Here is a 23274-nt window from a genome sequence, read left to right as displayed (position 1 = left end):
TCAGACCGTCAGCAGGACTTTGACGGCCCGACGCTCGTCCATCGCGCGGTAGCCCTCGGCGGCCTCCTCGAGCGGCAGCACGAGGTCGAACACCACGCCCGGGTCGATCTCGCGATCCCAGATGAGCTGGATGAGATCGGGGAGGAAACGACGCACCGGCGCGGGACCGCCGTGCAGGTGCACGCCCGAGAAGAAGAGCTGGAACCCGTCGATCGCGACGTCGTGCGACACCCCGACGAAGCCGACGTGGCCGCCGGCGCGGGTCGCGCGGATAGCCTGCATCATCGCCTCCTGGGTGCCCACCGCCTCGATGGTCGAGTGCGCGCCGAGTCCACCGGTGAGCTCCTTGATCCGGGCGACGCCCTCGTCGCCGCGCTCCTCGACGATGTCGGTGGCGCCGAACCGCCGCGCGAGGGCCTGCCGATCGGCGTGCCTCGACATCGCGATGATCCGTTCGGCGCCCAACTCCTTCGCGGCGAGGATGCCGAGGAGCCCCACCGCACCGTCACCGACGACCGCGACGGTCTTGCCGGGGCCGACCTCCGCGGCGACCGCGGCGAACCAGCCCGTGCCGAGGACGTCGGATGCCGCCAGCAGCGACGGGATCAGATCCGGGTCCGGCTGCCCGGGCGTCGCCACGAGCGTGCCGTCGGCGAGCGGGATGCGGGCGTACTCTGACTGTGCGCCGCCCGGGGCGCCCGGCTGCCGGTGCACGCAGTGGGTCTGATAGCCGGCGAGGCAGATCTCGCAGGTGTTGTCGGAGGCGAAGAAGGACCCGACGACGAAATCGCCGACCGCGACGGTGCGGACGTCCGCTCCGACCTCGGTCACCGTGCCGACGTACTCGTGCCCCATCGGCTGATGATCGACCGGCTCCGCGCCGCGATACGGCCAGAGGTCGGAGCCGCAGATGCAGGTCGCGGCGAGCTTGATGACGGCATCCGTCGGCTCGACGACCGTCGGGTGGTCGCGGTCTTCGACCCGGACGTCGCCGGGGGCGTGCATGATGACTCCGCGCATGGGGAACCTTTCGTGAGGAGGGCGAGGGAGCCGGCCGCAGAGACCGCGCTGCAGCAGCTGGGAGAAGAGGACGGCACCCATGGGTCGAGTCTGCACGCCGGAGCGGCCATGATGGGCGGATGGACGCAGACGTCATCGTCGTTGGCGCGGGCCTGGCGGGCCTCGTCGCGACCAGCGAACTCGTCCGCGCGGGCAAGCGCGTGGCGATCGTCGAGCAGGAGAACGGTCAGAACCTCGGCGGGCAGGCCTTCTGGTCGTTCGGCGGGCTCTTCCTCGTCGACTCCCCCGCGCAGCGCCGCCTGGGGGTGAAGGACTCGTTCGATCTCGCGTGGCAGGACTGGCAGGGTTCCGCCGGCTGGGACCGCCTCGACGGCGATCACCCCGAAGACGAGTGGGCGCAGCGGTGGGGGCGCGCGTACGTCGAGTTCGCCGCGACCGAGAAGCTCCCGTGGCTGCGGGAGCACGGCATCCGCTTCGCGCCTGTCCTCGGCTGGGCCGAGCGCGGCGACGGCACCGCGGGCGGTCACGGCAACTCCGTCCCCCGGTTCCATGTCGCGTGGGGGACGGGCACCGGGATCTCCGAGCCGTTCGCCGACCGGGCGCGGGATGCGATGGCCTCCGGCCTCGTCCGCCTGCACTCGCGCCACCGGGTCGACGGGCTGATCGTGGAGAACGGCGCGGTCGTCGGGGTAAACGGTACGCGGCTCGCGCCAGACGACGCCGCGCGCGGCATCCGTTCGAATCGCGAGCCGATCGGGGCGTTCGAGCTCCGCGCGCAGGCGGTCGTGCTCGCCACCGGCGGCATCGGCGGCGACCACGACCTGGTGCGGAAGTGGTGGCCCGAGCGCCTCGGGACGCCGCCGCGCTCGATGGTCACCGGCGTCCCGCACCACGTCGACGGACGGATGCTCGACATCGCCGACGCCGCGGGTGCGCGCCTGGTCAACCGCGACCGCATGTGGCATTACACCGAGGGCATCCGCAACTGGGATCCGATCTGGCCGGGGCACGCGATCCGCATCCTCCCCGGACCCTCGTCGCTGTGGCTCGACGCGCGCGGGCGGCGCCTTCCCGCGCCCGGCCTCCCCGGCTACGACACGCTCGGGACGCTGAAGCTCCTGCGGACCACCCCCGACCTCGCCGAGTTCGACCACTCGTGGTTCATCCTCACCGAGAAGATGCTCGAGAAGGAGTTCGCCCTCTCGGGGTCGGAGCAGAACCCCGACATCACGAACCGCGACTACCGCCTGCTGATCAAGAGCCGACTCGGCCGCGGGGCGCCTCCCCCGGTGCGGGCGTTCCGCGACCTCGGCCCGGACTTCGTCACCGCCACGAGCGTGCCCGATCTCGTGGCGCGGATGAACGCGCTCACCGACGATCCGATCCTCGACGCCGATCACATCGAGCGGCAGATCCGCCAGCGCGACGCCGAGATCGCCAACCCGTTCTCGAAGGACCAGCAGGTGATCGGCATCCACAACAGCCGCCGCTTCCTCGGCGACCGCCTCACCCGCACGGCGAAACCCCACCGCCTCCTCGACCCGAAGGCCGGCGGTCTCGTCGCGGTGAAGCTGCACATCCTCACCCGCAAGTCGCTCGGCGGCATCCAGACCGACCTCGAAAGCCGCGTGCTCGCCCCGGACGGATCACGGATGCCGGGGCTCTACGCCGTCGGTGAGGCCGCGGGCTTCGGCGGCGGCGGCGCGCACGGCTACAACGCGCTCGAAGGGACGTTCCTCGGCGGCTGCATCTTCACCGGCCGCGCCGCGGGGCAGTCGCTCGTCGCGCGGCTCTAGGCGGGGGCGCGCGCGGCGCGGGCGGCGTTCATGTGGCAGTACTGGCCGCCTCCCCCACGCTGAGGCGGCCACAACTGCCACCCGAACGGCGCATGACGCCGGATGACGCGGAATGACACCGCGTGACGCCTTTCGACGGCGTGTGTCGGCGCGGATCGAGGACGACGCCCGGGTTCTTCACACTCGGGCTGAACCTGTCCTCCGTACCCGGGAACACCGATGCCCTCTCGCCGTCACCGCCTGCTGCCGCTCACCGCCGCCGCCGCGTCCCTCACCCTCCTGACCCTCACCGCCTGCAGCACGGGCGCCGCCGCGCCCGTGCCGGATGCCGCGCCCGTCGAGGGCGGCACGATCGTGTACGCGCACCAACAGGAGCCCTCGTGCATCTTCGGCGGCTGGATCGAGCAGGCCTACATCTCGTACCAGGTGCTCGACAGCCTCTTCTCCCTCGACGAGGACGGCGAGGTCGTGCCGTGGCTCGCCGAGGAGTGGGAGGTCTCGGACGACCGTCTGACCTACGAGATCACCCTCAAGGAGGGTGTCTCTTTCACCGACGGTTCCCCCGTGGATGCCGAGGCGATCGCCTACAACTTCGACTACTGGGTGAACGGCGGCAACAGCACCGCCGCGGTCTGGCTCGGCGGATACTACGACCGCGCCGAGCCGGTCGACGACCTCACCGTCGCGGTGCACCTGTCGCGCCCGTACACGAACTTCATCCAGAACCTCACGCAGGGGTACTTCGGCATCCAATCGCAGGAGGCCCTGGAGACCCGTACGGACGAGGAGAACTGCGCGGCGCCGATCGGATCGGGCGCATTCACGGTCGAGGAGTGGAACCGCGGGCAGAACGTCATCCTCGCCCGCAACGAGGCGTACACGTCCTGGCCGGCCAATGCGCAGCACACCGGGCCCGCGCTCGTCGAGAAGGTCGACTGGCGGTTCGTCTCCGACCCGACCACGCGGGTGGCGGCGCTGCAGTCCGGCGAGGCCGACCTCATCTACGACGTCCCGGCCACCTCGTGGCAGAGCCTCGACGATGCGGGCTACACGCTCGAGAAGTACGTCACCGCCGGTCGTCCTCAGCAGATCTCCTTCAACACCGTGCAGGGACCGTTCGTGGACGAGGACGTGCGGAAGGCCTTCGCGTACGCGCTCGACCGCCGCACCATCGTCGAGACGATCGGGCAGGGCGTCATCCCGTTCGAGGGGAACGGCGCGGTCAGCCAGGCGACGCCCGCGTACAGCCAGGCGGCAGCCGACACCTACGACTACGACCCCGCGCAGGCGGTGGCGCTGCTGGAGGGAGCCGGCTGGACCGAGGTGAACGACGAGGGGCATCGCGTGAAGGACGGCGAGGTCCTCGAAGCGCTCCTCCCGTACGGCGCGGGGTCCATCATCAACACCGACGGCGCGTCGATCCTCCAGGCGGTGCAGGAGCAGGCCAAGGCCGTCGGGTTCAAGGTGGAGCTCCTCCCCCTGAGCACCGCCGAGCTCTGGGGCGGGAAGTACAGCACCCCCGACGCGTACGACCTGTCGGTCGGGTACTGGACGGCCATCAATTCCGGCATCCTCTACATCAACTGGCGTCCGAGCACGGAAGAGAACCCGAACTACTCCAACAGTTCCTTCTACGCGGATGCCGAGCTCGAGGCGCTGATCCTCGCGGCCAACTCCGAGCCCGACGCCGAGACCCAGGCCGATCTCTACGCCCAGGCCCAGGAGCTCATCGCCGACCGCGCGACCTCGATCGGTCTCTACGCGCGCCTCAGCACCCTCGCGGTGAGCCCCGGGCTGCGGGGGGTCTGGCAGGAGAACGCACAGGGAGGACCGACGTTCTATGACGCTCACTTCGTCGAATGAGGCGGTGGCCGGGGTTCTCGGGACCCCGGCCACCCGCCCCGCGGGCGACCCCGCCCGCCGCATCCGCGCGGTCCTCTCCGCCTTGGTCCGAGCCCTCATCGTGCTGTGGGGTGCGGCGACCGCGGCCTACCTCGCCCAGCTCGCCCTGCCGGGAGACCGCGCGACCGCGATCCTGAACATCCGCACGGGTCAGGCGCAGCAGCGCACCCCGGAGGAGCTCGCGCCGATCATCGCGCAGTTCGGCCTCGATGATCCCGTGATCACGCAGTATCTGACGTATCTCGGCGATCTCGTGCGCGGCGACCTCGGCACCTCGTACCAGCAGTTCCGTCCCGTCGGGGACATCATCGCCGAGCAGCTCGGCGCCACCCTCGCCCTGACCCTCTCGGCGATCGCCCTCTCGTGGATCATCATGGTGCTCTGGGTGACCCTCACCGCCGGTCGTGGACCGCGGGTCCGGTCGCTCGGCTCCGGAGCCGACACTCTGGCGGCGGGACTCCCGCCGTACTGGCTCGGCATCCTGCTGCTCCTCGTCTTCGCACTGCAGCTGCGCTGGTTCCCGGTGATGGGCGGCACCGGGCTCGCCGGCCTCGTGCTCCCCGCGCTGACCCTCGCCATCCCGCTCGCCGGGTTCATGGGGCAGGCCACGCGCACCGAATTCGAGAAGACACTGCGCCAGCCGTTCATCCTGAGCGCCCGGCTCCGCGGCGCCGGCGACCTGAGCGTGCGCCTCCGGCACGTCCTGCGCCACGCGGCCCTCCCCGCCCTCACGCTCACGGGCTGGGCGCTCGGGGCGACGATCTCGGGCGCGGTCATCGTCGAGGCGATCTTCTCCCGCCCCGGGATCGGCGAGACCCTCGTCGCCGCGGTCGGATCGCAAGACCTTCCCGTCGTCACCGGCATCGTCGTGCTCGTCGCCCTCGTCTACGTCGTCGCGAATCTGCTCGTGGACCTGCTGTACTCCGTCGTCGACCCGAGGATCACCACGTCATGACCGTCTCCGACATCGCCCCGACCCGTCCCGGCGCTCCGGCTGATCGGAAGAGGACACGCCGACCGGCATGGGGGCTCATCGTCTCGCTGGTCGTCCTCGGCCTGTTCGCCCTCGCCGCCGTCGCGCCCGCCGTGCTGGCGACGCACTCCCCGACCGCGCAGGACTTCGCCAACGCGCTGCGGCCGCCGTCGGCGCAGTTCTGGTTCGGCACCGACGAAGGAGGACGCGACCTCTACAGCCGGGTCGTCTACGGCACCCGGGAGTCCCTGCTGATCGGCGTCGGCGCCGCGGGGCTCGCGATGGTGATCGCGGTCGTGTTCGGGTCGGTCGCCGCACTCGGCGACCGGGTCACCGCAGCCGTCGTCAACCGCGTGATCGAGGTCGCATTCGCGTTCCCGATCCTCCTGTTCGCCCTGCTCATGGTCGCCATCCTCGGGCCGTCCGCGGGGACGGCGATCCTCGCCGTGGGCATCAGCACCGCACCGGGCTACGCGCGCATGGTGCGCGGTCAGATCCTCGCCGAGCGGAACGCCGGCTACGTCGAAGCGGCCCGGGCGCTCGGCCACCCACGCGGCCGCATCATCGGCCAGCACATCCTGCCGAACGCCATGCGGCCCCTCGTCGCCCTGTTCACGATGTCGATCGGGCAGTCGATCGTCTGGGCGTCGGGACTCGCGTTCCTGGGACTCGGCGTCGCGCCGCCCTCCTCGGAGTGGGGAGCGCTGCTGGACGCCGGCCGCGCGTACCTCCTGCAGGCGCCGTGGCTCACCTTCATCCCGGGAGCCGTGATCCTCGTGCTCGCCCTCGCCGCGACCACCGTGGGCCGCCGCATCCAGAACCACCTCGAGAAAGCGCAGTGACATGACCCTTCTCGGCATCAGCGAGACCAGTGACCTCGCCCGAGCAGACCTGCCCGAGCCCCGCCTCGCGGTCGAGGGTCTCACTGTCGGGTTCACGCGCGACGGCCGGCACCGCAGCGTCGTGCGCGACGTCAGCTTCTCCCTTCCGGCCGGTCACTGCCTGGCGATCGTCGGCGAGTCGGGGTCGGGCAAGAGCGTGACCGCCCGCACCCTTGTCGGCCTCACCGGCGAGGGGTCGGTCATCGAGCGCGGCAGCGCGCGCCTGGACGACCTGGACCTGACCCGGCAGTCGGAGGCCGGCTGGCGCGGCATCCGGGGTCGGCGCATCGGGTTCATCCAGCAGGACGCGCTGGTCTCGCTCGATCCGCTGCGCCCGGTGGGCGCCGAGATCGACGAAGCCCTGCGCCTCCACGGTTGGGGCGACCGCGCGTCGCGGCGGCGCAAGGTCGTAGACCTCCTCACGGATGTCGGGGTGCCCCGCCCGGAGCTGCGCGCGCGTCAGCGCCCGGGCCAACTCTCGGGGGGCCTCCGCCAGCGGGCGCTCATCGCCTCGGCGCTCGCGTGGGATCCGGATCTCGTGATCGCCGACGAGCCGACGACCGCCCTCGACGTCACCGTGCAGGCGCAGGTGCTCGATCTCCTCGGCGACATGAAGCGCCGCGGCACGGCCCTCCTGCTCATCAGTCACGACCTGTCCGTGGTCGCCGAGCTCGCGGACGAGATCCTGGTGATGCAGGGAGGCGACGTCGTCGAGCAGGGACCGGCGGAGGCGGTGCTGCAGCGGCCGCGGCATCCGTACACCCGTCGACTGATCGCGGCCGTCCCGAGCGGGCGGACCCGCGGCGAGCGCCTCGCGCCCGACACCGCGACGCCTCCGGACCTGCACCTCGTGCGCGCGCACACCGACACCGCGCGGGTCGATCCGGTGCTCGCCGCGCGCGGGCTGACGCGCCGCTTCACCGCGCCCGACGGGTCGCGCACCGTCGCCGTCGACGACGTCTCCTTCACCCTCCGCCGCGGCGAGACGCTCGGGATCGTGGGTGAGTCCGGGTCGGGCAAGAGCACGACGGCGCGGATCGCCCTGGCCCTCGAGGACGCCGACGAGGGGGAAGTCACCCTCCTCGGTCGAGCCTGGTCGGCCGTGCCGGAGCGCCGCCGCAGAGACCTGCGCCGACGTATCGCGGTCGTCTATCAGGATCCGCTGAGCTCGTTCGATCCGCGGTGGAACGTGGAGCGCATCCTCGTCGACGCGATCGGCGCCGATGTGCGTGGTCACGCCGCGCGACGCGCCCGCGCCGCAGACCTGCTGGCGCAGGTCGCCCTGCCTCCGGAGACCCTTGACCGGTCTCCGATCCGCCTGTCCGGCGGTCAGCGGCAGCGGGTCGCGATCGCCCGGGCGCTGGCGACGTCGCCCGAGATCATCGTCCTCGACGAGGCGGTGTCGGCCCTCGACGTGTCCGTCCAGGCGCAGATCCTCGACCTCCTGGTCACGCTGCAGGACGAGTACCACCTGAGCTACCTGTTCATCTCGCACGATCTCGGCGTCATCCATCACATGAGCGACCGGGTGCTGGTGATGAAGGACGGGCGCGTGCTCGAGGAGGGCACGTCCGAGCAGATCTTCACCGATCCGCAGCATCCGTACACGCAGGAGCTCGTCCGCTCCCTGCCCACCCTCGACGACCCCCGGAACGGAGTCCCCGCATGACCATCCCTCTGCACTTCAACGCCTTCGTGATGAACACGAACTCCCACATCCAGCACGGCCACTGGCGCCGCCCCGAGGCGCAGCAGGTCGACTTCGAGAACGTCGACCTCTGGATCGATCTGGCACGCCTACTGGAAGAGGCGAAGTTCGACGCGATGTTCTTCGCCGACGTCACCGGGCACTACGGCGACGCGGATGCCGACTTCGAGGTCTACGCCCGGCACGGTCTGCAGATCCCGAGCAACGATCCGACCGTGCTCCTCGGCGCCCTCGCGGTCTCGACGCGCGAGATCGGGCTCGCCCTGACCTCGAACGTCGCGCAGAACCACCCCTACAACTTCGCCCGCCAGGTCTCGACTCTCGACCACATCTCGCGCGGACGCATCGCGTGGAACATCGTCACCGGCACCCAGGACAACGGTGCGCGCAACTTCGGCCTGCCGCAGCTGACCGATCACAGCGAGCGCTACCGCTGGGCCGAGGAGTACGTCGACGTCGTCTACAAGCTGTGGGAAGGGTCATGGGACGACGGAGCGGTGCTGAAGGACAAGGCGTCCGGCGTCTACGCCGACGCGACGAAGATCCACAAGATCTACCACGAGGGCGAGCGCTACCGCGTCGAGGGCCCGCACCTGCCCGCCCCATCGCCGCAGCGCACACCGCTGCTGTTCCAGGCCGGGTCGTCGGCATCCGGGCGGGAGTTCGCGGCGCGCAACGCGGAGGCGACCTTCATCATCGCCCCGACCCCGGAGATCGCGCGTCGGCAGATCGAGGACACCCGCCGCCTGGCGGTCGAGGCGGGACGCGAGCCCGGTGACATCAAGTTCTTCCAGGGGCTCAGCTTCATCATCGGCGACACCGAGGAGGAGGCCCGCGAGAAGGCCGCCGAATACGACCGCTACTCGAGCACCGAGGGGTACCTCGCGCACTCGGCGCTGGTCGACAAGTTCGGCCGCGTGTACGACCCCTCGACTCCGATCAAGGACATCGACACGAACACCGCACGCGGATTCCTCTCGTGGGTGTCGCAGGCCGTGACCGATCGCGAGCCCCTCGTGGGTGACGTGGCGATCCTGGGTCGCCGCAACTCGCGCGTCATCGGCACACCCGAGCAGATCGCCGATCGTCTGGCCGAGTGGCAGGCGGCGGGGGTGGACGGCATCAACGTCATCAACTGGGTGCTGCCGGGGTCCTTCGAGGAGTTCGCTGAGAAGGTCCTGCCGGTGCTGCGCGAGCGCGGGCTGGCGCAGTCGGAGTACGGCCCCGGCCCCCTGCGGCAGAAGCTCTTCGGCGCGCCGCTGCTCAACGACCGGCACCCGGCGGCGAAGTACCGCGGTGCTTTCGCCACCGGGGCTCGGACGTGGGAAGAAGCGCGCGCCCTCAGCACCGTCTGAGCCTCGCGTTCGGCGCGTCGTTCAGGTGGCGCTTGTAGCCCCCTCGTCGCGCGCGAAGGGGCCACGACCGCCACCCGAAACGCCACCACCGCCGCTACCGCGCGGGACGGCGCGGCGGTAGCGTCTGCCCATGGGGTTCGAGGTCGGCATCGCCAGCGTCACGGAGGTCGCGCTGATCGCGGAGTGGGCAGCGCGCGAGGGCTGGAATCCGGGCCGCACCGACGCGCAGGCCTTCCTCGTCGCCGACCCGCACGGTTTCCTCGTCGGCCGGCTCGACGGCGAACCGGTCACCTCGATCTCCGTCATCCGCTACGGCGAGACGTTCGGCTTCCTCGGCATGTACATCGCGCGCCCCGATGTCCGCGGGCGCGGCTTCGGCTTTCGCACGTGGCAGGCGGGCATGGAACGGATGTCGAGCCGCACCGTCGCCCTCGACGGCGTGGTCGCGCAGCAGCCGAACTACCGGCGTTCGGGGTTCCGCCCGGCGTGGACGACCACGCGGTTCGAGGGTGCTCCCCCGGTCGCCGACCCACCGGCCGGCATCGGTCTGGTCGACGCACGTGCGGTGCCGTTCGACGCGCTGGCCGCGTTCGACCACCGGCACTTCGGCGCCCCGCGCGACGCGTTCCTCGCGGCGTGGATCAGTCTCCCCGAGCGTCACGCCCTCGTCGCGATGACGGATGCCGGGATCGTCGGGTTCGCGGTGCTCCGCCGGGCGCAGGCTGCCGCGCGTCTCGGCCCCGTCTTCGCGTCCGATGCCGAGGTCGCGACCGCGCTCGTGAGCGCCCTCGCCCACGAGAGCGGCGCGCAGAACGTCGCCGTCGATGCCCCCGGGATCAACCCGCGCGCCGCCGCGTGGGCGGAATCCCTCGGCTGGACGCCCACGTTCGAGACGGCGCGGATGTACACCGGCCATGCCCCGACGATCGACACCGACGGGCTCTTCGGGATCACGAGCCTGGAGCTCGGCTGACGGCATCCGGAAGAACGTGCCCGCGCCAGGTCGTCACCGCGCGGACCGCGGCGTCATCGAGGCCCGCGTGCCGGAACCAGTTCTCGACATCGAGCTGGGCGTAGACCGCGCGGAACGCAGAGTCGGCGGTGTGTCCGTGGGCGTCGAGCACCTCGAGGCGCCGCTCCACGTCGAACGACCGCTCGTGCAGCGCACTCATCGCCCCCGCGTTGGCGAACGAGGCGAGGTAGTCGGCGAGCGCGGCGTCACTCGTGACCTCGACGGCGCGCAGCAGCACGGCCGCGACGAGGCCCGTGCGATCCCACCCCGCCCCGCAGTGGAACAGGATGCCGCCCTCCCGCGCGGCCGCGATCGCCTCGATCACACCGGCGAGGCGATGCGGCAGCTCGCGGAGATGCGCGTCGTAATAGAGAGGCGTGCCCCACCGCCCGTCCCGCTCGAACTCCTCCCAGAAGTCGCGTTCGTCGCCGTCGAGGTCGATGCGGAGAACGGTCAGGTCATCGGGAACGGCATCGGTCACTTCGTCGGGACGCCGGAGGTCGAGGACCGTGCGCACGCCCGCCTCCCGCAGCGTCGCCCATCCCCTCCCCGTCACGCGATCGAGGTTCTCGGCGCGGAAGAAGACGCCGTCGGGCGTCAGCGACCGCTCGATCCAGACCACGATCGCGAGTCGCAACTCATGCCGTGTGGCCCAGCGCTGCTGGTTGAGGACGTTCGTTTGAAGAAGCGACCAGAAGCTCTGTGACACTCGGAGCATGCTGCGCGGCAAGGTGGTGTCGGCTGACGTGACCCTCAGAAACTCCGACCCGCTGGTGTCCTCATTAGAGATCCGTCCGTCAGCCGCACCGCCGACCTCGATGGCTTGATTAGGAGCTTGTCCCTTCGGGTGACTCATCACAGAGCTGCCTCATCCTCGGCGGAATCCGTATCCGCTCGAAGAGGAGAATCGAAATGCTCACTGATCTCGTCGACCATGTGCTCGGCGTTGACCCTGACCGTGACCGCATCACCGTCGCCGTCGTGGCCGCTCGAACCCAAGGTGTGGTCGCGTCGAACACATTCCCGACCACGCCGCGGGGCTATCGCGCGGCTCTACGCTGGGCTGCTGAACACACCGAGCAAGGTCGGCGCGCCTGGGCGATCGAAGGCGCCGGCGGCTACGGCGCAGGCCTCGCCGCTACGCTCACGGCGGAAGGCGAGCATGTCGTGGAGTTTGACCACCCCAGCGCGCGCCCCTCAAAGGACGGCGCGAAGACGGATGCTCTCGACGCGATCCGCGCCGCACGCGAGACGCTCGGCAGAACTTCGTGGGCAACTCCGCGGTCACGCGGTGCTCGAGAAGGGCTCCGCACGCTGATCACCGCGCGGGACAGTGCCAAGGTCGCTCGCATCTCGGCCATCAACGTGCTCAAAGCGCTCATCGTGACCTGCCCCGTCAAGCTCCGTGAAGAGCTCCGGCGGCTTCCGTTGGGCCAGCTTGTCAGCCGATGCCAGCGGTTCCGATTCGACACTGCGACGGACCCCGAACTCGCTGCGACGAAGCTCGCCATGCGAAGCACCGCGGCCCGCATCCACCACCTCACCATCGAGTGCCGAAACCTCGAGAAGGCGATGGAACCGATCGTCGCTGCGCTCTGCCCGCGACTCCTCACCGAACCTGGCGTCGGGGTGCTCGTCGCCGCGCAACTTCTGGTCTCCTGGTCCCATCCAGGCCGATGCCGGAGTGAAGCTGCGTTCGCGCGGCTCGCTGGCGTTGCCCCGCTGCCGGCGACGTCAGGACAGACCCAAACCCGGCACCGGCTCTCACGCGGCGGCGACCGACAACTCAACCGCGTGATCCATACCGCCGTCCTCACCCGCGTTAAGACCGACGCCGGGACCCGTGACTACCTAGCTCGACGAGTGGCCCAGGGCAAAACGAAGCGAGAGGCCATGCGTTGCCTCAAGCGCTACTACGCACGCCACCTCTTCCGACTCCTCGAAGCCGCGCCAATGACCACTTGACACTGATAGGAGCATCTCCATCGCCGCGTTATCGCCCGCCGCGCCGACGCGGCCCATTGAACCGACCACGCCGTGGTGGTGCAGGGTGCGGATGAGTTTGCGGGCGCGAAACTGGGATCCTCTGTCCGTGTGGATTACGCAGCCGGCGACGTTCCCGCGCCGTGCGACGGCGTTGTTCACGGCGTCAACGGCCAGACGAGCCTTCAATCGGTCGCTGATCGAGTACCCCACGATCCGGCCCGAGAACACGTCCTTGATCGCGCAAAGATAAAGCTTGCCTTCACCGGTCTTGTGTTCCGTGATGTCGCTGAGCCAGAGCCGGTTCGGGGCGTCCGCGGTGAACTCCCGGCGCACGAGATCATCGTGAACGGGCGGACCGGGACGTCTGCCCTTCCCCCGACGACGTTTCCCGAACGCAGACCACCACCCGTTGTCACGGCAGATCCGCCAGCCGTCCGCTCCGCCATGACCTCGCCCGCGTCGCGGGCCTCGTCGAGGAGGAACCGGTACCCAAACTCCGGGTCGTCGAGGTGCGCGTCGAACAACGCGTTCGCACGATACGCCGCGACGAGTTCGGCATCGGTGATGGGGTTCGCCAGCCACCGGTAGTAGGGCTGGCGAGAGAGCTTGAGCACCCGGCACGTCACCGCGACGGGAATCCCGTCGGCGGCGAGCTCGGTCACGAGCGGGTAGAGCTGTAATGGTTTCTGGCGGGCCTGCGGCCGGCTGACAGGCTGAGCCATGGCTCGGTCGTGTGACTCCGGGTAGAACCGACCCGCCGCTCGCGGCGGTGTCTTGAAAAGGACGTGTCCGCGACCGTGCTGCGGCTCGGCCTGCCCGCGCAGATGCCTTGATCAGAAGCTTGTCCGCCCGTGATGGCGTGACTCATTACAGATGTGTCTCTGAGCGACCCCACCCGAGCCAGCCCGCCGAAGTGCTGACATCCAGAGGAGCTCGCATGACCACAGTCGCCGATCAGTTCGAACACGTCGTCGGCATCGACACCCACGCCCGCACACACACCTACTGCCTCGTCGAGACCCACACCGGCAGCATCATCGACACGGCAACCTTTCCCACCACAGCTGCCGGCACCAACCGCGCGATCTCCTGGATCGCGCGGCGCTCACACGGAACGGCGACACTCGCAGCCATCGAGGGAACGTCCTCCTACGGCGCGGGCATCGCGGCGGCGTTGGCTGCGAGCGGGTTCGAGGTCACGGAGATCCGACCGATCACCAGACCGTCACGCGCCCGCACCGGGAAGTCCGACCCGATCGACGCGGAAGCCGCCGCGAGAAGCGTGATCAGAGAAGACCTCGCCAAGCTCGCCCAGCCACGCCGAAGCGGGGATCGCACGGCGCTGCGCGTACTCCTGGCTGCCCGTGCGCTCGTCGATCAGCAACGCACCGCGAACCGCAACGCCCTCACCGCACTTGTCCGCAGCATCGACCTCTCGGTCGACGCCCGCAAGCCGCTCACAGACGCCCAGATCGCGACGATCGCAGCCTGGCGCACGAGTCGCGACGAAGGTGTCATTCGGGTGTTCCGCGAAGAGGCGCGGCGACTCGCCAGAGCCGTTCTCGAGCAGACCGAGGTGCTCCGAGAGAACCACCGCCAGCTCGCGCAGCTCACGGAAGCACTGGCGCCGGGGCTCCAGTCCATCCCCGGGGTCGGAGCCGTGACCGGCGCGATCCTGGTCGCGGCATACTCCCACCACGGCCGCGTTCGATCGGAAGCTGCGTTTGCCGCCCTCGGCGGCATCGCCCCGCTGCCCGCATCATCGGGCAACACCACCCGCCACCGCCTCTCCCGGTCCGGCGACCGCCAACTCAACCGCGCGGTCGACGTCGTCGTGCGCACACGCCTGAGCTACGACCCCGCCACCCGCGAGTACGCCTCCCGCCGCAGAGCCGAAGGACTCTCAAACCGCGAGATCCGCCGCTGCCTGAAACGCTACGTCTGCCGAGCCCTCTACCGCGAACTACGCACCCGCATGACTTGACACGAGGCATAGAAGCGTCCTTTTCCCGGCAGGTTCGCCCGCGACAAATACGCCGCCGCGCGCCGCAACACCTCGACCTCTTGCTCGAGCAGCCGGATCCGCTTCCGCGCCTCCCGCAGCTCCGCTCCCTCGGAGCGCGTCACACCGGGCTTTGCACCCTCCTCGACCGCGGCGCGCCGCATCCACTTCGTGAGAGTCATCGGGTGAACACCGAAGTCGGTCGCGATCTGCTCGATGGTCACACCGGGCTCGCGGCTCCTGGCGACGCGCACGACGTCGTCACGGAACTCGCTCGGGTAAGGCTTGGGCACGATGACATCCTTCCAGGGCACCCTCCCGGGCAACCCAACTCAAATGTCGCCTACCGGCGCAGCAGACCCTCGTAGCTTCCGTCGGCTTGCGCCTCCCGCAACACCAGGCACATCGGGCGAAGACATCTTCTAATGAGCTGCGACCATAGCGCTGCGGCACCCGGCGTGACACGCCTCGCGCCGGTGACGCTGCCGATGTTCCCCTGAGCGCCTTGCACGACGAACACGTCTGGGACGCGATCGACGATCTCGAGGTCACCCACCCCTGCGGAGCCCCACCGTGCTCGACATCGTCGCGAACGCCCCTCACGCGCACGCCCTACAGCGACCGCTCCGGATGATCACGGGCGCGGCGCCTCGGTCGCCGGCGACCATCGAGCGCCTCGAGGAGCTCGCCGGCGCGCCGATGCGCGCGTACGGCCTCACTGAGGTCTACGGCCCGTACACGTTCATCCCGAGTGCCGTGCGCCACGCGGGATGAACCTAACGTCGGCGAATGACGTTGAACGCGATCTCGCTTCCCCGGTGGTAATCCTCGGAGTAGAGCACCCGCTGGCCGGAGCTGGTGAGACACTGCTCCTCCGTCAACAGCCACGGTCCGAGCCCGTCCAGCGCGTAGCGTGTCTGCACGGATTCGGGGAGGTCGACGGCGCTGATGCGTGTCGCTGCGGACACGACGCGGTGCCCGTGCAACTCGAGTGCGAGATTGATGGACGTGCTCCAGTCACGGTGGCTCACCGGGCCCGGAAGAAGGGCGCGAGGGATCGTGTTCACGCTGTAGACCATCGGCCTGTCGTCGCCGTAGCGAAGCCGCTCCACTCTGATCACCAGACTTCCCGGCTCGAGCCCGAGCGCCGAGGCCGCGGGTTCGGCGACCGGAGTCTCCTCGACCGAGAGCACAGCGGTGGTGATCTCCATTCCGCGGTTCGCCAGGATGTCGGCGATCCCTTCGTATCGCGTCACGGGTCGCTCGACCTGAAGGCTTCCCAACGCGGAGACGAACCGTCCGTGTCCCTTGATGGCGTAGAGCAGGCCGTCATGCTCGAGACGCTTCAAGGCTTCACGTGTCGTCGACCGCGCCACACCGAAGAGTTCCGATAGTTCGGCTTCGGTGGGCAGTCGATCGCCCGGCTGTAGGCGCCGGGATGCGATGTAGGTGGTGATCTCCTCGTGGAGCTGTTCCGGCGCTCCGACCCCGAGGGCAGGATCCTTGCTCAACGTCCGGCCTCCAGTGGTTGTCACGATTCCTGCAGCTTCGTATCTGGTTGAGAGTAGTTGAAAGTCTCGATCGAGATCCTCCGCTTCAGCGCGATGCCCTCGACGACGGCGTGCAGTGCAACGGTTTCGGCAACGGCACGCGCGATGCCCTCGACCGCGGGAACACTGAGAATCACGACACCCGACTCTTGAAGCTGGTTCTGACGGTCATCGGCCACCGCCGTGACCGCAAGCGTCGGCACTCCAGCCCGGGCGAGCTCTTCCGCGAGGACGAGTTCTCGGCCGTCTCCGAGGAAGATCACCCCGGATGTGCCGCTAGCGGACTCTGCGGGACCGTGCAGATACTGATAGGTGTCGAAGGCGGCCCCAGGAAGACCAAGCGCCTCCCGAAACAGCAACGCCCCCTCTGCCGCGGAACTGAACGAGTACGAGTGCCCGACGAAGTCCGTCGAGCTGACCGCCTCGAAACGCTCCGCGATGGCCGACGCCGCCTCGAGACTTCGAGCCAGCACCTGCTGGACCAGATCGGGCAGCCCATCCTCGTCGATCGCGACGGACGGATGGCCGGCGCGTCGAAGCAACGCGGAGTACGCGACGAGTGTGCCGAGGTACCCGATCGAGTAAGCGGCGGAATCGTCGACCCCACCGAGGCTGATGACCGTGTCCACGACGCCCGCGATGGCCTGGTCCGGGAAGTTCGTGATTCCGATACGCGCGCCCGTGCGTGCACGCGCCGAGAACTCCAGCGGTTCCGGGCTGCGTCCGGACTCGGAGACGACGACATAGTGGTCGCCTGCCTGGCAGTCGGCGGGCATCGCGAGGAGCTCTCGCGGCGTCTGGCTTGTGGTGCGAACTCCGACCGACGTGAGCGCAGCCGTTAGAGCATGACTGGAGTTCGTCGATGCACCCATGGCGAGGATTGCGACGGTCTGGCCGGGAAGCCAAGGATCGATCGCCTGCCCGTCGAGTGAATGGTTGATGCTGGCGATCACGCGCGGCAGCTCGTCGGGCTGCCGCCGGATGGCGGTCGCGAACGGGAGGTACTCCATGGTGATTCTCTCTCTATCGGTTGACGAACAGGTTGCGTGCGAGACGGATGGCACCGGCGACCGGCGGCTCCGCGAGCACGTGGAGTCGGTGAGTGGGGAGGAGGCGGTGCAGATGCGTCGCGAGGCTGTGTTCGATTCGCGGCTGATTGACGATGACGCCGCCCGTCGCGATGACGTCCAATCCCCGGGCCCCTCTTCGCACGACGTGTGCGACCAGCTCCGCCACGCGGTGTGCCTCACGTTCGATGACGCGGCACGCCTCCTGGCTGCCGGCATCCGCCGCTTCGAAGACGAGCGGAGCAGCCGCCGCCCACCGGTGGATCGAGGCTCCCCGGGTGAAGGCGTCGGAGAGGTCGTGCACGTCCTCGGCGACGAACTCCGCCATCATCGCCCGACCGAGCATCTCCGGGGGCAGTCCTTCGTCGTGACGCCGGAGCACGCGCTTGACGGCCTCCCGCGAGAGTGCCGCTGCGCTCCCCGGGTCCGACAGCATCCAACCGTGTCCGCCGGCGGTGATCGCGGTTCCTGAATCCGTCGCGCCCACCACGATGGATCCCGTGCCCATCACGATCGCGATGCCCCGGTCGTGACCCGCCGCGGGCACGATCAACTCAGCGTCGTTGAACACGGCGACGCGCTGGCCGTGTTCCTTTCGGACTGCGGCTTCGAGTGCGTCGCGACGCGAGTCGCTGTCGCACCCGTGCGCTCCCATCACCAGGGGGTCGTCCGGGCGCACACCGAGCCGCGCGAGCGTGAGCGCAAGCGCCCCGATGCGCGTGGTGTCCGATGGGTCGTCGACGTCTCGCCACACATCGGTGGCGATCACGAGGTCGCGCGTTCCGGAGCGGTCGACGACGCGTATGTGCGTCTTCGTTCCGCCGACGTCGATGCCGACGACGCGCTCATCCGGGTGTTCCGTGAGTTGCATGGCCCTGATCATCCCTTCAGTGCGCCGTCGGTGAGTCCGCCCACGACACGCTTCTGCATGAACACGAACGCGATGATGAGCGGGAGACCGGACATGACGACATGTGCGAACACAAGGTTCCAGCGCAGGCTCTGCGCCGAGCTGTTCGCGAAGGTGTATAGCGACAACGGGAGTGTCTGGGTCGAGACGCCGGTCAGCAAGAACTGGGCGAAAAAGAAGTCGCCCCAGACGTTGATGATGAGCATGATCGCACCGACGAGCAGGATCGGTCGCGTGAGCGGCAGCAGGACACGGAAGAAGACCTGCGTGCGCGAGGCCCCGTCGATCGCGGCCGCTTCCTCCAGATCGATCGGCATACTGCGGATGAACCCCGTGGTGAGGAAGACGACGATTCCCAGGCGCGTCCCGATGAGCACCAGGATGTAACCGAGCGTGGAGCCATCCAGCTGAATCGTCCGCAGCAGGAAGATCGTCGGGATGAGGGTCGGCGGAATCAGCATGGAGAGTGCGATGAGGTAGAACGCTCCTTGCGCCCACCGCGACCGGTGACGGGCGAACACCCAGGATGCGGCCGCACCGATCATCAGGACGATGATGATCGTGGGGATGCTGACCAGGAGGCTATTGCCCAGTGCCTGCAGATAGCGCCCCTCGACGAAGACAGCCGTGTAGTTGTCCAGGACCGCGAAGTTGGACGGCAGCGCCAGGTCGAGGGAGGCAGCATCCCCGGCCGGCTTCAACGAGTTGACGACGACCATCCATATCGGCACGATCACCCACGGAATCGCGAAGAGGGTCAGTGCGGTCACCCGCAGCGAGTTCAGGAGTGCGTCTCGACGCTTCATATGCGGGCCTCTCTCCGGCGGAGGTACCAAACGAGCGGCACGGCGATCACCACGACGAGGAGGGTGACCATGAGCCCGAGGGCGCTTCCGGTGCCGAAGTTGCCTTGCGCCCATTGCAGGCGCAGTTCGACGAAGAGAGCCCGGGTGCTGTCGCCGGGGCCACCTCCCGTGCTGGCCTGGATGACGTCATAGGCGCTGAACGCGCCGACGAAGGTAGAGACGACGTTGAAGGTGAATGCCGGAGCGAGCAGGGGGAAGGTGATCCGCCAGAAGCTGGACCAGCCATTGGCTCCATCGAGCTTGGCAGCCTCGAGCACCTCCCCGGGTACGGAGTTGATGCCGGCGATGTAGACGAGGGTAGTCAAGCCGATCCATTTCCAGGCGTCCATGAATGCGACGGCGGCCAACGCGGTGGCGGGTTCACCTAGCCAGGCCCAGCCGAACCCCGGGACGACGACCGAGATCGCGTCGTTCACGGGCCCGTCCGGCTTCAGCAATCCCCGCCAGATGTAGCCGACAGCGAGCGGGGAGAGGAGCACGGGAAGGAAGAAGAGAGATCGGAAGAGTCCGTTCAATGGCGTGCTGCGCCGGAGCGCGTATGCCAGGGAGAGCCCGATCACGTTCTGGAAGATCATGGCGACCACCGCGTAGCCCAGCGTGACCGCGAGCGGATGGAAGAGTCGCCCCTGCTTGGCGAGGAGCTCGAAATTTCCCAGCCCATTCCAGGAGATGTCGCTGGAGTACGTCGTCCAGTTCGTGAACGCGAAGTAGAGATTGAGCAACTGCGGCAGGACGAAGAAGATGCCGACCATGATGTAGGCCGGGACCGCGAAGCGACGCAGACCCGCGCCCAGCCCCTGCCGGGGAAGACGCGATGTCTTCCCCGGCAGGAGCGCGGTGCGTGTCGACGTCACGATCGAGACGCGACGGGTGGCGGGCCTTATCACCAGCCGTCGAGTCCCTGCGCCGTGGCTGCGGTCTCCAGTTCGGTCTGCAGTTGGTCCGCGACCTGCTGAGGTGTCGCCTGTCCGGCGATGAGCTCCGACATCTGAACGACGATTCCGTTCATCGCTCCCGGCAGGTCGGTCTGCATGAGTGCCCGCAGCGGCCCTTCGTCATAGGAGTTCTTGATGTCGATCATCAATCCCGTAGCCGACTCCGGGTCCGGCGTGCCGACGATGACCGGGAACGTGCCCGACTCCTCGATGAAGGTCGGATAGTGCTCGCCCGTGGCGAACCTGACGAACTCGCGCGCCGCCGCCTGGCGGGCGTCGTCGCCGGTCCTGGGAAGCAGGTAGCTTCCGGGAATGCCCGGCTGGATGAACGCCGCCTTGGTCGATGCTCCGACGGTCGTGAACCCGATCGTCTCGTCGACGAGTTCGGCGTCCCCGTTGGCCGCGTCCACGTACACCGGCGCAATGTTCGAGTGGATGAGCTGGTAGGCCGCTTCGCCCGCGAGCACGTCGGCGACCGAGTCCTCGAACGTGGCGGTCGAGATGTCGCTGCTCATGCAGCCATCCGCCAGGAGCTGGGCGTACACCTCGAAGCCGGCGAGCAGCGGCGAGTCCTCGTCGGCCACGGTGACCTCGCGTGCCACGACGTCAGCGGTCCACGACTCGTCGGCAGAAGACGTCCCGTACAGGAGCGGCAGTGAGGCGGTTGGCCAGCCCGACCCACCCGCTTCGGCGAGCGTCGTGACTCCGGCGGCGGACAGCGTCGCGCACTGCTCGCGAATGGCGTCGACCGTCGTGGCGGGCTCGAGGCCATTGGCGGCGAGGACGTCCTTGTTGTAATAGACGCCCCATACCTCCGGGAAGCTCGTGATCGCCGCGTAGACCTTGCCGTCGGTCCCTCGTCCGCTTCCGTCGTACAGCTCACCGGATGCGTCCACGAACTCCTCATCCGAAAGATCGAGGAGGTTCTGCCCCGGGTTGAGCATCGAGATGTAAGACGACGTGGGGGCGAACTCAAGGATGTCGGGCCGGTCGCCCGTCGCCCACTTCGCCAGCACCGCATCCGCGTAGCCGTCGGAACTGATGGGAACGAGCTCGACCTTGTTGCCGGAGGCCTGCTCATACGCCGAGTAGACGTTCATGAGTGCATCCGATCCCTGGGTGTTGTACCACACCGTCAGGGTGACGCCATCTCCAGACTCCGCCGGCTCGGACGAGCATCCGCTGAGGGCGACGGTCACCCCGAGCACGGCCAGGAGGGGGAGTGCGGAACGAATTCTGTGTTGCAAGGTAGTCCCTTTCATGTGAACGGCGCCGACCCCGCGGTGGTGCATATCTTCAGCGAAATGCGGTGCGCCGGTTGGTTGTCGGACAAGCTATAACAAGTCTGACCGCCACGCAACCGCTCATGACACTTGCTCGGAGATTGCGACATTTGCACCGTGAATGCTATAACTCGTACCGACCTTGTTGTCAGACATCCAGAGATCGGACAGACATGCTGAACTTCGACCCAGATCACTACCTCTCCGTGGAGAATGGAGCTGTCGGTCTTGCCAGGCCGCTGCGCGACGCAATCCGCGCGCTCCTCGAGGGAGGCGCCGAGAACGTCTTCTTCGCCGGTTCGGGCGGCGTCGCACTGCTGGGAATGCCTGCCGCACGACTGCTGCAGAGCCGCTCGTCCTTTCCGACGTTCGTCGAAATGGGCGCAGAACTGGTCCTCGAAGGAAACGTCAACCTCACGAGCAACTCCATCGTCATCGCCCCGTCGGTGTCGGGAACCACGAAGGAGGCCGTCGCCGCGTTGGACTACGCACGGGCGCGCGGAGCGAAGGTCATCACTCTGACCGGCACGTCGGGAACACCGCTGGCGGAGAACGCTGACATCAACTTTCAGAACGACTGCGCCGACGACACTTCCAGCGAGAACTTCCTGCTGCAGACGATGCTCATCGCGCTGGCCATCATGGACGTGCGCGGGGAGATCGCGGACTACGACCGCATCGTCGCCGAGCTGGAGACGTTGCCTGCGCTGCTCGTCGACGTCAAGCGCCAGTTCGAGCCGCGGGCAGCCGAACTCGCCGACGAGATGCGCGACGCTCAGCACCATCTCGTATGCAGTGCCGGGTCGAGCTGGTACGAGGCGTGGTATTACGCGATGTGCATCCTCGAGGAGATGCAGTGGATCTGGACCCGCCCCATCCATGCTTCCGACTTCTTCCACGGCACGCTCGAGCTCGTCGAGCCGGGAACCAGCATGATCCTGCTCAAGGGCGAGGACGCCAACCGCGCTCTCGTGGAGCGTGTCGAACAGTTCGTCCCCACGATCACCGACGGACTCCGAGTGATCGACAGCCGCGACTTCGCTCTTCCGGGGATCAGCGCAGACGTGCGGGCCCTGATCTCCCCGATCGTCTTCGCTGCCGCACTCGAGCGGCTGAGTGCGCACCTCGAAGTCGTCCGCGATCACCCCCTGACGACGCGGCGGTACTACCGGCGCATCGCATACTGAGCTCGAACCAGGGACAGCCCGAACGGAGGCGTACATGACGCGCGGAAACACGACCGGCGATCACCCGTGGCACATCGCCGTCGTCGGCGACAACACGATCGATCGGTACGTCGACTCGTCCATCGTGGGGGGCAACGCACTCAACGTCGCAGCCCAGCTCACGCTCGCCGGCCACACGGCGGGGTATTGGGGGGCCGTCGGCACCGATCCGCTCGCCGATGTCATCCGCATGGCCATGAACAGAATCGGGCTGTCCACTCGAGGCGTCGTCACGATGAGCGGCTCGACCGCCGTCACCGATATCGCCGTTCTCCCCGACGGGGAGCGCGTGTTCGAGCGGGAAGAGTTCGGTGTGACTGCCGAGTTCTTCCCGTCGGAACGCCACCTGGACGCCATCGCGGAATGCCAATGGATCCACATCGGCATGCAGCCTCGCGCGAGCGATCTCAGATCTGCGATCCGTGCTCGCAATCCGCGCGCAGTCATCAGTCAGGACATGTCGGTCTCGTCAGGTTTCGACGATCTGGACGTTGCCTTCACCTCCGGCGCGATGCTTCAGGGAATCGAGCCGCGCGAAGCGATCAGACGACACCTCAGCGCGGGTGTCACCACGTCGATTGTCACCCTCGGCTCCCAAGGAGTGATCGGCTCGGATGGCGACGACTTCTCCTTCCTGCCGGCGAAGCACATCGATGTCGTGGACGCGACCGGCGCCGGCGACAGCTTCATCGCAGGCTTCATCGCGGCCATGACACAGGGGGCCACGCTCCCGGAGGCGCTGGAGTCCGGCACCCGACTCGCCGCCACCACCTGCGGGCATCGCGGCGGATGGCGCCAATGA

At 68.4% G+C, this 23274-nt stretch carries 21 protein-coding genes and 1 pseudogene; 12 read left to right on the top strand and 10 right to left on the bottom strand.

Going from position 1 to position 23274, the window contains the following annotated elements:
• Positions 1 to 1020 (bottom strand): zinc-dependent alcohol dehydrogenase family protein, encoded by a 1020-nt coding sequence (locus KZC50_RS04595; protein ID WP_310890770.1) that lies wholly within the window; start codon positions 1018 to 1020, stop codon positions 1 to 3.
• Between the two features lie 119 nt (positions 1021 to 1139).
• Here KZC50_RS04595 and KZC50_RS04590 point away from each other — a divergent pair, with 119 nt between their 5' ends.
• From KZC50_RS04590 to KZC50_RS04560, 7 genes are all read left to right on the top strand, one after another.
• Entirely contained in the window at positions 1140 to 2816 is a 1677-nt protein-coding gene (locus tag KZC50_RS04590; protein ID WP_310890769.1) for an FAD-binding dehydrogenase, read from the top strand.
• Between the two features lie 219 nt (positions 2817 to 3035).
• Positions 3036 to 4679 (top strand): ABC transporter substrate-binding protein, encoded by a 1644-nt coding sequence (locus KZC50_RS04585; protein WP_310890768.1) that lies wholly within the window; start codon positions 3036 to 3038, stop codon positions 4677 to 4679.
• Positions 4657 to 5673: an ABC transporter permease gene (locus tag KZC50_RS04580; protein WP_310890767.1), complete on the top strand. Its 1017-nt coding sequence runs from the start codon at positions 4657 to 4659 to the stop codon at positions 5671 to 5673. The genes KZC50_RS04585 and KZC50_RS04580 overlap by 23 nt, the downstream gene beginning before the upstream one ends.
• Positions 5670 to 6533 carry an ABC transporter permease gene (locus KZC50_RS04575; RefSeq protein ID WP_310890766.1) on the top strand — a complete coding sequence of 288 codons (864 nt, stop codon included), beginning with the start codon at positions 5670 to 5672 and terminating at the stop codon, positions 6531 to 6533. The genes KZC50_RS04580 and KZC50_RS04575 overlap by 4 nt, the downstream gene beginning before the upstream one ends.
• Position 6534: 1 nt before the next feature.
• Entirely contained in the window at positions 6535 to 8241 is a 1707-nt protein-coding gene (locus KZC50_RS04570; protein WP_310890765.1) for a dipeptide ABC transporter ATP-binding protein, read from the top strand.
• Complete coding sequence (locus KZC50_RS04565; protein ID WP_310890764.1) at positions 8238 to 9635, top strand: NtaA/DmoA family FMN-dependent monooxygenase; 1398 nt, start codon at positions 8238 to 8240, stop codon at positions 9633 to 9635. Before KZC50_RS04570 ends, KZC50_RS04565 begins: the two co-directional genes overlap by 4 nt.
• A gap of 130 nt (positions 9636 to 9765) precedes the next feature.
• Entirely contained in the window at positions 9766 to 10608 is an 843-nt protein-coding gene (locus tag KZC50_RS04560) for a GNAT family N-acetyltransferase (protein ID WP_310890763.1), read from the top strand.
• Here KZC50_RS04560 and KZC50_RS04555 read toward each other — a convergent pair.
• On the bottom strand, positions 10586 to 11269 hold the full coding sequence (locus KZC50_RS04555; protein WP_375294585.1) for a tyrosine-protein phosphatase: 684 nt from the start codon (positions 11267 to 11269) through the stop codon (positions 10586 to 10588). The two genes, KZC50_RS04560 and KZC50_RS04555, sit on opposite strands and share 23 nt — an antisense overlap.
• A gap of 290 nt (positions 11270 to 11559) precedes the next feature.
• On the opposite strand from KZC50_RS04555, the gene KZC50_RS04550 reads away from it, so the two are divergent.
• Entirely contained in the window at positions 11560 to 12612 is a 1053-nt protein-coding gene (locus KZC50_RS04550; RefSeq protein ID WP_310890761.1) for an IS110 family RNA-guided transposase, read from the top strand.
• Here the strand turns inward: KZC50_RS04550 and KZC50_RS04545 are convergent.
• Positions 12613 to 13316: pseudogene (locus KZC50_RS04545) on the bottom strand (IS3 family transposase); the annotation flags it as partial. It abuts the gene before it with no gap.
• A gap of 254 nt (positions 13317 to 13570) precedes the next feature.
• Here KZC50_RS04545 and KZC50_RS04540 point away from each other — a divergent pair.
• A complete protein-coding gene (locus tag KZC50_RS04540) occupies positions 13571 to 14617 on the top strand; it encodes an IS110 family RNA-guided transposase (protein WP_310890760.1) in 1047 nt (348 codons plus the stop codon).
• Here the strand turns inward: KZC50_RS04540 and KZC50_RS04535 are convergent.
• Positions 14587 to 14928 (bottom strand): transposase, encoded by a 342-nt coding sequence (locus KZC50_RS04535; protein ID WP_310890759.1) that lies wholly within the window; start codon positions 14926 to 14928, stop codon positions 14587 to 14589. The genes KZC50_RS04540 and KZC50_RS04535 overlap by 31 nt on opposite strands.
• 280 nt (positions 14929 to 15208) lie before the next feature.
• Between KZC50_RS04535 and KZC50_RS04530 the strand changes: the two genes are divergently transcribed.
• Positions 15209 to 15409, top strand: coding sequence for a hypothetical protein (locus KZC50_RS04530; protein ID WP_310890758.1), 201 nt, complete (start codon positions 15209 to 15211; stop codon positions 15407 to 15409).
• 2 nt (positions 15410 to 15411) lie between these two features.
• On the opposite strand, the gene KZC50_RS04525 is transcribed toward KZC50_RS04530, so the two are convergent.
• The 6 genes from KZC50_RS04525 to KZC50_RS04500 are packed head-to-tail and all read right to left on the bottom strand — an operon-like array spanning position 15412 to position 21210.
• A complete protein-coding gene (locus tag KZC50_RS04525; protein WP_310890757.1) occupies positions 15412 to 16146 on the bottom strand; it encodes a GntR family transcriptional regulator in 735 nt (244 codons plus the stop codon).
• A 20-nt stretch (positions 16147 to 16166) separates the two neighbouring features.
• On the bottom strand, positions 16167 to 17249 hold the full coding sequence (locus tag KZC50_RS04520) for an SIS domain-containing protein (RefSeq protein ID WP_310890756.1): 1083 nt from the start codon (positions 17247 to 17249) through the stop codon (positions 16167 to 16169).
• Positions 17209 to 18123, bottom strand: coding sequence for an N-acetylglucosamine kinase (locus tag KZC50_RS04515; protein ID WP_310890755.1), 915 nt, complete (start codon positions 18121 to 18123; stop codon positions 17209 to 17211). Before KZC50_RS04515 ends, KZC50_RS04520 begins: the two co-directional genes overlap by 41 nt.
• A gap of 8 nt (positions 18124 to 18131) precedes the next feature.
• Positions 18132 to 18968 (bottom strand): carbohydrate ABC transporter permease, encoded by an 837-nt coding sequence (locus KZC50_RS04510; RefSeq protein WP_310890754.1) that lies wholly within the window; start codon positions 18966 to 18968, stop codon positions 18132 to 18134.
• Positions 18965 to 19882 (bottom strand): carbohydrate ABC transporter permease, encoded by a 918-nt coding sequence (locus tag KZC50_RS04505; protein ID WP_310890753.1) that lies wholly within the window; start codon positions 19880 to 19882, stop codon positions 18965 to 18967. Before KZC50_RS04505 ends, KZC50_RS04510 begins: the two co-directional genes overlap by 4 nt.
• Positions 19883 to 19911: 29 nt before the next feature.
• Complete coding sequence (locus tag KZC50_RS04500; protein WP_310890752.1) at positions 19912 to 21210, bottom strand: ABC transporter substrate-binding protein; 1299 nt, start codon at positions 21208 to 21210, stop codon at positions 19912 to 19914.
• 209 nt (positions 21211 to 21419) lie between these two features.
• Here KZC50_RS04500 and KZC50_RS04495 point away from each other — a divergent pair, with 209 nt between their 5' ends.
• Entirely contained in the window at positions 21420 to 22433 is a 1014-nt protein-coding gene (locus KZC50_RS04495; RefSeq protein ID WP_310890751.1) for an SIS domain-containing protein, read from the top strand.
• 124 nt (positions 22434 to 22557) lie between these two features.
• Positions 22558 to 23274, top strand: a complete 717-nt coding sequence (locus KZC50_RS04490) for a PfkB family carbohydrate kinase (protein WP_310890750.1) — start codon at positions 22558 to 22560, stop codon at positions 23272 to 23274.

The organism is Microbacterium aurantiacum, assembly GCF_031625015.1.
GTDB classification, from domain to species: domain Bacteria; phylum Actinomycetota; class Actinomycetes; order Actinomycetales; family Microbacteriaceae; genus Microbacterium; species Microbacterium aurantiacum.
The sequence above is the reverse complement of the archived record's forward strand: the minus strand, read 5'-3'. Positions and strand labels throughout refer to the sequence as shown.

Bases quoted from the DNA above. Each gene is read 5' to 3' on its own strand.
- KZC50_RS04595 (WP_310890770.1), bottom strand. From the start codon at position 1,020: ATGCGCGGAGTCATCATGCACGCCCCCGGCGACGTCCGGGTCGAAGAC.
- KZC50_RS04565 (WP_310890764.1), top strand. From the start codon at position 8,238: ATGACCATCCCTCTGCACTTCAACGCCTTCGTGATGAACACGAACTCC.
- KZC50_RS04590 (WP_310890769.1), top strand. From the start codon at position 1,140: ATGGACGCAGACGTCATCGTCGTTGGCGCGGGCCTGGCGGGCCTCGTC.
- KZC50_RS04495 (WP_310890751.1), top strand. From the start codon at position 21,420: ATGCTGAACTTCGACCCAGATCACTACCTCTCCGTGGAGAATGGAGCT.
- KZC50_RS04570 (WP_310890765.1), top strand. From the start codon at position 6,535: ATGACCCTTCTCGGCATCAGCGAGACCAGTGACCTCGCCCGAGCAGAC.
- KZC50_RS04585 (WP_310890768.1), top strand. From the start codon at position 3,036: ATGCCCTCTCGCCGTCACCGCCTGCTGCCGCTCACCGCCGCCGCCGCG.
- KZC50_RS04515 (WP_310890755.1), bottom strand. From the start codon at position 18,123: ATGCAACTCACGGAACACCCGGATGAGCGCGTCGTCGGCATCGACGTC.
- KZC50_RS04575 (WP_310890766.1), top strand. From the start codon at position 5,670: ATGACCGTCTCCGACATCGCCCCGACCCGTCCCGGCGCTCCGGCTGAT.
- KZC50_RS04540 (WP_310890760.1), top strand. From the start codon at position 13,571: ATGACCACAGTCGCCGATCAGTTCGAACACGTCGTCGGCATCGACACC.
- KZC50_RS04580 (WP_310890767.1), top strand. From the start codon at position 4,657: ATGACGCTCACTTCGTCGAATGAGGCGGTGGCCGGGGTTCTCGGGACC.
- KZC50_RS04550 (WP_310890761.1), top strand. From the start codon at position 11,560: ATGCTCACTGATCTCGTCGACCATGTGCTCGGCGTTGACCCTGACCGT.
- KZC50_RS04560 (WP_310890763.1), top strand. From the start codon at position 9,766: ATGGGGTTCGAGGTCGGCATCGCCAGCGTCACGGAGGTCGCGCTGATC.
- KZC50_RS04510 (WP_310890754.1), bottom strand. From the start codon at position 18,968: ATGAAGCGTCGAGACGCACTCCTGAACTCGCTGCGGGTGACCGCACTG.